The organism is Rhizobacter sp. P2_H2, from assembly GCF_056403375.1.
Genome location: NZ_JBFUFP010001692.1, coordinates 1 through 718 on the forward strand (window position 1 = coordinate 1; position 718 = coordinate 718).

The window sequence follows — 718 nt, forward strand, 5'->3', positions numbered from 1 at the left end:
GGGCGAGGTGCCGATCGACCCCTCGGTGCGCGAGGCGGTGCAGAAGCGCCAGCTGCTGCTCGAATCGCTGCCCGGCTGCGAGGCCGCCAAGGCCATCGTGGCGATCGCTGCCAGGCTCGCGACGCCGTGAGCGAGGCACTCCCCGAATCCAAGCCCRCCACGCCGTTCGAATGGGTCGGTGGCGAGGGCGTCGTGCRCTCGCTGGTCGACCGCTTCTACGACCTGATGGACCTGGAGCCCGGCTATGCCGCGCTGCGCGCCGCGCACGGGCCCAGCCTGGACGCCGCGCGCGACAAGCTGTTCTGGTTCCTGTGCGGCTGGCTCGGCGGGCCGCAGCACTACGTGGAGCGCTTCGGCCACCCGATGCTGCGGGCGCGCCACCTGCCGTTCTCGATCGGCATCCTGGAGCGCGACCAGTGGCTCGCCTGCATGCACCAGGCGATGCAGGAAACCGAGCTCGACCCGGCGCTGATCACGCGGCTGCGCGAATCCTTCTTCCAGACCGCGGACTGGATGCGCAACAAGGGCGTCTGAGCGCCCTTGTTGTCGCGATCAGCGGGTGTGCGAGACCCGCACCGCGTTCAGGCCGTCCGACAGCCCCAGCTCGAAGCTGCCGCCGGTCGGCAGGTCGGCGCTCGACAGCGTGGCGGTGCCGCCGCGCAGGTCCTGTGCCAGGGTGCGGCGCTGCTCGGTGCCGACCCAGGTCACGGTCAGGTAC

General features: G+C 71.4%; 1 protein-coding gene. It reads left to right on the top strand.

All coding sequences use genetic code 11. From position 1 onward, the window contains the following. The first annotated feature begins 126 nt into the window (after positions 1-126). On the top strand, positions 127-534 hold the full coding sequence (locus AC1D15_RS35650; protein ID WP_477829807.1) for a group II truncated hemoglobin: 408 nt from the start codon (positions 127-129) through the stop codon (positions 532-534). Positions 535-718: the final 184 nt, after the last annotated feature.